Origin of the sequence: Pseudomonas sp. PDM01, from assembly GCF_014852325.1 — a bacterium.
Taxonomy (GTDB): domain Bacteria; phylum Pseudomonadota; class Gammaproteobacteria; order Pseudomonadales; family Pseudomonadaceae; genus Aquipseudomonas; species Aquipseudomonas migulae.
This window is the reverse complement of sequence record NZ_JACVBK010000015.1, coordinates 57,550-65,487: the sequence shown is the minus strand read 5'-3', so window position 1 is coordinate 65,487 and position 7,938 is coordinate 57,550. Positions and strand designations below refer to the sequence as shown.

Annotated in this window: 7 protein-coding genes; 4 read left to right on the top strand and 3 right to left on the bottom strand. The window is 57.8% G+C overall.

The annotated features are described in order from the left end of the window. Positions 1–996 precede the first annotated feature (996 nt). From IB246_RS27980 to IB246_RS27965, 4 genes are read left to right on the top strand one after another with little or no spacing between them, the layout of a single operon-like run. Positions 997–2,397 carry a YfjI family protein gene (locus IB246_RS27980; RefSeq protein WP_192230249.1) on the top strand — a complete coding sequence of 467 codons (1,401 nt, stop codon included), beginning with the start codon at positions 997–999 and terminating at the stop codon, positions 2,395–2,397. Beyond that, positions 2,381–2,740, top strand: a complete 360-nt coding sequence (locus tag IB246_RS27975) for a hypothetical protein (RefSeq protein WP_192230247.1) — start codon at positions 2,381–2,383, stop codon at positions 2,738–2,740. The genes IB246_RS27980 and IB246_RS27975 overlap by 17 nt, the downstream gene beginning before the upstream one ends. Then, entirely contained in the window at positions 2,718–3,698 is a 981-nt protein-coding gene (locus IB246_RS27970; RefSeq protein ID WP_192230251.1) for an integrase domain-containing protein, read from the top strand. The genes IB246_RS27975 and IB246_RS27970 overlap by 23 nt, the downstream gene beginning before the upstream one ends. After that, positions 3,695–4,021: a hypothetical protein gene (locus IB246_RS27965; protein ID WP_192230245.1), complete on the top strand. Its 327-nt coding sequence runs from the start codon at positions 3,695–3,697 to the stop codon at positions 4,019–4,021. Before IB246_RS27970 ends, IB246_RS27965 begins: the two co-directional genes overlap by 4 nt. On the opposite strand, the gene qatC is transcribed toward IB246_RS27965, so the two are convergent. The 3 genes from qatC to IB246_RS27950 form a co-directional block, all read right to left on the bottom strand. Next, complete coding sequence (gene qatC / locus IB246_RS28925) at positions 3,994–5,112, bottom strand: Qat anti-phage system QueC-like protein QatC (RefSeq protein WP_318652996.1); 1,119 nt, start codon at positions 5,110–5,112, stop codon at positions 3,994–3,996. The two genes, IB246_RS27965 and qatC, sit on opposite strands and share 28 nt — an antisense overlap. 188 nt (positions 5,113–5,300) lie before the next feature. Continuing rightward, positions 5,301–5,816, bottom strand: coding sequence for a hypothetical protein (locus IB246_RS27955; RefSeq protein WP_083294002.1), 516 nt, complete (start codon positions 5,814–5,816; stop codon positions 5,301–5,303). A gap of 236 nt (positions 5,817–6,052) precedes the next feature. Next, positions 6,053–7,849, bottom strand: a complete 1,797-nt coding sequence (locus IB246_RS27950; protein WP_192230235.1) for a P-loop NTPase fold protein — start codon at positions 7,847–7,849, stop codon at positions 6,053–6,055. Positions 7,850–7,938: the final 89 nt, after the last annotated feature.

Genomic DNA, 7,938 nt, shown 5'->3' with positions numbered 1-7,938 from the left:
CAGGTCGACCCCAATGCGCATAAGCTTCATGTGTGGACTCCTTCTCACGGTTGACTGTGGTTCGCACCTTCAGTCTGGCACTCAAGATGCCGAGGTGAGGAGGAGTCCATCCCATTGCTTTTGGCCGTTCTCCGCCGGTCGTCACTACGGCGTGTACTGGTCAAGTCCATGCAATTACGCAGGCTCACATTAAAGACCGACGAACGACCACCCGACCATGGAAAACCACCGGCCTCCAAGGTCTTCCAGCGCTACCAATTGGCGCAACAGCCGCCCCCAAAATACTGTTGACCGAGAGCGGAACGAGCGCTAAACAAGAATTGTACAAGCGCTGTCCTCGACAGCACCCAGGTAGCCAGAACCTTTGAGGCTACGCCACATCGTGGTGGTTCTCCCCAAGTGCGATTAGCGTCCGGCGGCTCGCACGGTCACAGCGATGTGATGGATGCCACTTCTTCCAGAATGCCCACTGCGGCAACTCATGCCCCCTCCTGGCTGTTCTGCAGCAACTTATCCGCTTGGCCATTTCTTGCGCCAACCTTTTGCCCGTCTCTTTGCCCCCTAAAGAGACGGGCGCATCTCACATTGCTGCAGCCCCGCTCGCATGGGGCTTTGCGGCTTTCCCCCTCGTGACAATCGGCGTGACAAACACCGAATGCTCACTCGCCACAGCGATGCCGATGATGGTGGCGCAGCCCAAGGAATGGACTGCACCTGACTGACAGTCAGGCACGCCCCGGTCATCGCCTCACTGCCTTCACCTGACTCAGGATCTCGCGGCACCGGTCTCGTCAGCCAGTGCAGCCTCCACCCGCCCACCGCTATCGGTGTTCAGGAGGCCAGATCATGAGATGCCCAAGCTCTCGGTTGTAAAGAGCCGCCAGTCCCGCGTCAGTGGACAAACCTCACAGGTCGCAGGGACCTTGATCCCTGATAACACTCAGCAACCGTGGCGGGATGAGTGAGGACGAAGTCGATCATCTCAGGAGAATGGCGATGCAACTGTGTGAAGCGTTCGAGCCACCACAACCCTTGCTGGAATACCAGCAGGCGCCACTGCCGTACCCGGTCGAAGCCCTAGGGGATCTGTTGGGCCCTGCGGTCGAACGACTGGCCGAGGTGATCGGCGTGCCCTGCGCCATGGCCGCTCAATCGATACTGGCTACTACTGCCCTGGTGAGCCAGGGTCATGCCAATGTCCAACTCGACGGTCGAACCTATCCGCTGTCCCTTTACCTACTGACGGTGGCGTCCTCGGGTGATCGCAAAAGCGCGGTGGACCATCTGGCACTGAAGGCGGCGCGCGACTGGGAACGACAGCAGTGGACCCAGTATGCGGAAAAGCTCAAAGCCTATCGCGCCGCCAGCAACATCATGGCCAAGCCCAAAACCGCAAAGAAACACGCGGAGGCGGAAGGCGGTGAGCAGTCCGAACCGGTACCGCCAAGACTGATCATTGCCGAACCGACCATCGAGGCCCTGGTCAAAAGCCTGTGCCATGGCTTGCCCAGCATGGGTTTGTTCAATGATGAAGGTGGCCAATTCTTGGGTAGCAGCACCATGAGCAAAGAGAATCTGCTCAAGGCAATCACCACCTTGTCGATGCTGTGGGATGGCAGCCCGATCGACCGGGCGCGCTCCATGGCCGGAGAAAGCCTGCGGGCCTATGACCGCCGCCTCAGCCTGCATCTGATGCTGCAACCCTACCTGGCCAACCAACTGTTCAAAGACCCGGTGATCAATGGCCAAGGCATCCTGGGCCGTTGTCTGATCAGTTGGCCCGAGCGCCTGGCCGGCCAGCGGCTCTATAGGGCGATCGACTTGAGCCGGGATGCCAAAGTCCAGCGCTACCAGCAGCGGATCACCGCCCTGCTGCAAAAGCCCTGGTTGCTTCACCAGGATGGCTCACTCAATCCCACCACGCTGGAGCTGACTCCCCGGGCCCGACGGGCCTGGATCGATATTCACGACACCATCGAGTGCCAGTCGGGCGAGTTCGGCGAGCTGGCCGGCGTCCAGCCTGTCGCGAGCAAGGCGGCGGCGAATGTGCTGCGCATCGCAGGTGTACTGGCCATGGTTGAAGAGGCCAGTGCCTTGGACGAAGCACACATCCAGCGCGCCTCCACGTTGATGGATTACTACCTGGCCGAGATTCAGCGCCTGACCGAACAGGAGCCGGTCAATAGCCGACGCGAGGAAGCAGATCGGCTGCTGCGCTGGCTGGTGCAGAAAGGCTGGACCCACTTCACCATCCGTGACGTCAATCGCAACGGCCCTCGTTTTGCCCGCAAGAGCGCTGACCATACCGCCTCTTTATTGGTCGTACTGATCACTCATCGCTGGCTGAGCAGCCGCGACGGAAAAACTTTCGAGGTCCGCCATGTTTCGCCTCAATGACGCGGTGCGCCGCTACCAGGCGCAACATCAACCGCAGCCAGAATCGCGGCGTGTCGCCGCCGCTGTCGCCACCCTGTCGCCACGCACCAGGCCAGAAACGACGCGGGCTGTCGCCACTGTCGCCGCTGTCGCCACACCACCCTTGGACCCTGCCTACCTCGCCCGACTGATCGAGCAACTGCGTGAGGAAGGAGCACTGCTGCAACACCAGGAGAACGCCCTCCTGATCCGCCCGACACACTGGCGGCAGATGGACAGGCTCAGCCCTCACTGGAAAGCCCTGCTGCTCTTTCTGCAAACGAACGAAAACGGTGATGACAATGGCCTTGGTCGGTCGGCGTGAGGGTCGCAACTTTGGCTATGGCCGCCAGCTGAGCTACGCCGGCCCACAAGCGCTCAAGGATCTGTTTGCCGGCGGCCACTTCGCTACGGTCAAAGCGCATAGCGATCGCTGGCAAGCGTTCGTGCGTTGGTGTCGGTCAGAGGACGGCCCCGGTTACAACGATGCGCGTCAGATCAATCGACGCACACTACAAGACTACGCCGCTTACCTGCGCCAGCAGATCCAGCAAGGTGAACTCTGCATCGCCACCGCGCAGAACCGCCTGAGCAGCGTCAACCGCACCCTCGCGGCGCTGCGCGGTGATCAAGATGTGAGGATCGCCAGCCCGAGCCAGGCGTTGGGACAGAAGCGCTCGACCGCACGCACCCGCGCCCCGGATGGCCAAGACCGCCAACAGGTGCGGCGAGTGTTTGAGGTGCTTGGCGAACGGCAACACGAGCGGGTGGCGGCGATTGTCCTGTTGGCCCGAGCAACCGGCATGCGCCTACGCGAAGCAATCCTGGCTGACCTGCCACGCTTGCACCGCGAAGCCGAACACTTAGGCCGCATCAACATCCAGGACGGCACCAAAGGCGGCCGCTCAGGCGCTTCAGCGCCGCGATGGGTCGTGGCCAATGAAGAGGTTAAGGCGGCACTGCTGTTGGCTCGTAAGGCGTCGCCGACCGGCAGCCGTAACTTGCTGGCCCGAGACGAAAGCTACGCCGCATTCCTGCATCAGACCGTGCTCCCCGCACGCCAAACGCTGCATGAACACGGGCTGAAGGGTTTCCATGAACTGCGAGCGGCCTACGCCTGCGAGCGTTACGAGCAGCTCACGGGCCACGCCGCACCAGTCAATGGTGGCCACTGCTATCGCATTGACCGCGACCTGGATCAACAGGTGCGCCAACAGATCAGCCTTGAACTCGGTCATAACCGGATCGATGTGGTTTCGGCCTACATTGGAGGGAGAGCGTGACCAAGCCCTTCGATATGGCGCTGTTCCTGAGCGGCGTCCTGACTGGCTCGACGGCCACGCAGCAACGCCACCTGCGCCAAGCCCGAATCATGCAAGCGGCCATTCAACAACGATGGCAGCGAGACAATCCCTGGACCTGGCAGATCAAGCACGTGCGCTGGTTTCTCACTCAGTACCTGAAAGACCATTCCGATGCTACCCGGTATTACTATCGGCTCACCGCCCTATTGGTCTGGAAGCGATTAGGGAACGGCCAGAAAATTTCTGATCTGGCACCTCAAGATTACAGCTCCCTTCAGAGCAGACCAAGAGACCATAGGTAGTTTCTAACCTCTCCCATGCCTCTGCTGGCCACATCTATTAAATAATCACGAGACTGGCGGTGGAGTGGAAGCGGGCCGGATTGACGCACCCATTTCGCGACATCCTCTGCGGGCAATCTGCGGGCTGCCAGGATCATGGCCATCAGATCATCTCTGGCATTCGCATCCCGAACTACTGAAGTCAGATCCGCTCCTCTGGCATGGTACGCGGTGCCGTCCGTCATTCCGGCAGCGTGGAACGAGGCGCGTCGGATGACGCACGGGACGCACTTACCACACTGCTGGTGTGTCCGCTTCCACTTACCACACGATACCGTTTCCGATGCTAGGACCCTCAAGTTCGCTTGATCTAAACACCTAGAAAGCATCTCTCCCTTCGTCTGAAGCGCGTACGGATTCTCGACTCGTACAGGCAGGCCGACCGTATCCAGAATTTTTTGGAATAGGCCCAAAAAATGTGGGTGCGTCGTCCTAGTACTCAACGCGCCAATGCGGCGAGCAGTCATTGGAGGGTTCAGCGCAATGAGCCCGTTCTCGGGAACGAAAAGTTCTACTGGTGTGCCAGTGACTCGTAGCTGCGCCAGTGTGGCCCCAACCAGTGCACCATAAGCGAGGAAATTGAAGCTTCGAGTGCGCATCTGCACATCGGTTTTTCTCCCAGTCAAGGACACCGGATTTGCCACCGCAGCGAATCTTGAGACCTCCACCGGTAGATGATCCCGAACCATGATTTGCTTTTCCGAGTCACCTCGATATGCATGACTTATCAACAATGGGCGTCTGCCCTCCGCTAATAAATTCAACGCTCCAATGCCGCTATCCATCCCCCCCGAGAACAAACTGACGCAATCGTGGCCGGCCATAACGGTGATGCGACCACGGTTCTGAGACGTGAGCTGTCTGGGTCCATCAGGCAATAGGATGATCTCCCAAAGATCGCCGCTTAAGAAATGCAGAGCCTTCTGTAAAAGCGGTATCGCGGCCTGCCAAAGTTGCGGATCAGCGATGGGGATGAATAAACGAAGGTCCCGGGCCCAACCATCATCAGCGTCTGCTTTATCAACAAAAGTATCTGCGGCTGTTACGGCCATGGCTATAGTCAACAAATCGAACCCGGTTCTACTGACCGGAGCACCCAAACGCCTCACTGCAGCGCGAACCGGCCCCCCTATAGAGCAAGTGCCCCGCGTCGGTGGGCGACTGCCGTACATCAGTACGGGAATTTCATTAGCCGTTTGCGAGCGAAGCTGATCAGCTTCGTGATGGAAAATGAGGTCTGTCACTCTTGGTATGCCTCCCATTCACTCCACACTTCGCGGATGGCGGCCATCTGAATCTTTTCAATTTGTTTGCTGGAGAGCGCTTTCAGACTGCCTCCCAACAAGGGACGCATGTGCTTGTCGGTCACCGATTCAACGAGAGAGTACAGTTCCTTCTCGGCCTGCTCGACTTGGCCAGGTGATTCAGCTTTTGCGAACGCATCGTTCGAATCGAGCACCACTTGTCCAAACACGCATTTGGTGACGTACACCAGCATCATCTGTACAAGCATCTCGTCAGTGATGCTCGCGAAATCAAACTCTTGGTAACCCTCTAGGCATTCAGAAAGCGCCTCGTTCATCGCAACCCGAACGCGATCAGAATCGCCGTCCTCAGTGGCAAGCGCCTGCACGATCATGTCGATAGCAATGTCCGTGTCCTGGCCGTTCAACGCAGCGAGATCCAGCCCCAGAGGGGAATGCCCTTCCCTCAATGTGGCCATCGCACCAAATAAGGCTCCACCGGCTCCGGCCATGGAGCCAAACCGGGCAGGTCCAATGCCACTGCCACCGGTTGCACCGCCTGCATAGCTGCTTATCGCAGAGCGAAGGTAATCGCCGTCTCCTGTCGAGACGAATCTCCCCAGATTTGTGCGGAAGTCTTTAAATCGCTGCGGAGGAGCCTCGGGTACCTGCTGCCCATCGGTGTCCACCCACCCAGGCACAAATGGAGAATTACCCCCAGGCCCTTTGCTTGACGTAGAGGTTCCCATTACTTCTTCTCCCGCTCCTTGTACCAGCTCGCGCCCTTAAGCTTGCTGCTGAGCCAAGGCCGAATTTTGTCCGGCATTACGGTGTGAATGAAGTCCGATAGCAGCGCACCGGCTTCGGGTGACTTCTCGGCAAGCAACTGCGCACCGTCGAAGCCGACTGGCTTGCTTGTCCACTCAGAATGCGACCGCATCGATTCAATTAACTGGGTCATGACGGCCGCGTGCTCACCACCGGATATGGTTTGTAGAGCAGCTTTTGCAGAAGGTGACGAGGTGTTGGACGTCCGTTTGAGCACAGCAAGCGCTTCAGCCGCATCAGCAGAAAGACCTGCGCGCAATACCCGTAAGGGAGTGGTTTCCCTGCTCAGATAAACGACCGGACGAAGGTCTACAGTCGAAAGCTGCGGTTCGAGCCTGATCCAATCTCGCACGAGGTCTACTTTGGTCCATAAATCCGGACAAGCCTCCGTAAATTTCACGGGGTCTTCCAGTAGTCCCTCCAGTTCGGCCAACACTTCAGGTTTGCCGCCGGCAGCACTATTTATCATCGAGTAAAGATGGGCGACCGCTTTCTCCTCCATGCAACGCTCAAAAAGAGCTACCTTGGCGATTAGGGCCTCGTTTACAGGCATTTCACGCAGTGCTGCTACCCGTACCCTCATTCGAACGACGTTGAGCATACGCTTCACGATTCTGGGGTTACCCAACACGGAGCTGGAGCTTGCGAGCATTGGCGCAATTCGATCAGCAATCGGAAAAGCTTCGGCAACTTCCACAGGCACATTAGAGCCCAGCAACTCTAAGGCCCTCTCTGTGCTGATGGGCTCGTCTCTCCATGCCTTGCGCAAGTTATCTTCAAGCCCGACTCTCAAGGCCTCGATGTGCTCGCCAGGGACCTTGTTACCGGCCGAGGCAAACAGCATGAATAGGTACGCCCGAACCTCCTGAACGCCCAACCTTGGCACACGAACAGGCACTTGAATAAGTTTATCCAAGTAATCAGTCACATGACGATCACCAGGATCTTTGAAATGCTCACTGACCGAATGGCGAACCATCTCCTCATCTGCCGCCACGACAAAAGCCGTATGGTTCATGAAGAGGAATAGACGCAGAGCCTCCAAGGTATGGATCGTCTGCTTGGGCAAGCAGCGATCTAAGTTGTCGACAAAAACGACCAACGTTTTGTCGAGACCGATGAGGACATTTGAAAACTCCTTTCGGAACGCCTCGATCTGTTGGGGGGGAGTTTGCTGCTTTTCTGGGCCAAGCAGCCCGGTAAAGCTGTCCTTCGCCTTACCACCTTCATCTTTGAGAGTTCCTAACGAGTCATGATCCGCTTCACCGGAAAAGAGCTTCCCCAGAGCCTCCACCCCTTTCGCACCAAAACCGAAAGCTGGCATACCCAAAGCAAGCGCTCCGCCTTCGACCATAAGACCAAGCATTCGCATTTTGTTTGCCCGCGCAAAAAGCTTCTTCGCTTCAGGAAGAAAGCTGGTTTCTTCGGCAGCGTCGATAAGAGTGGAGGCGATGACCTCCATCAGCGCGGCGCGGGAGTCATCGAAGCCCTGATACAACCAGGCGTCAAAACGAACGACGACGAATTCAGACGCTCCCCGAGGAGGGTTCAGTCCATGCTCAATCAGATTGAGCAGCGTGGACTTCCCAGTACCCCAGGAACCGAACACGCCTATGGTAACCGGACGCATGGACGGATCACGGATGACGTCCACAACCAGATCCGCCACTTCTGAGTAATTCAGAAAATCGCTTTTTGTATCGACATCAGCCCACATCTGAGCTTCCTTGCTTGCGGAGCATCCCTTGCTTACGAGCTGGACTTACTGCCACAGACACGCAGCATCGCTTTCATAACCGCCATCAT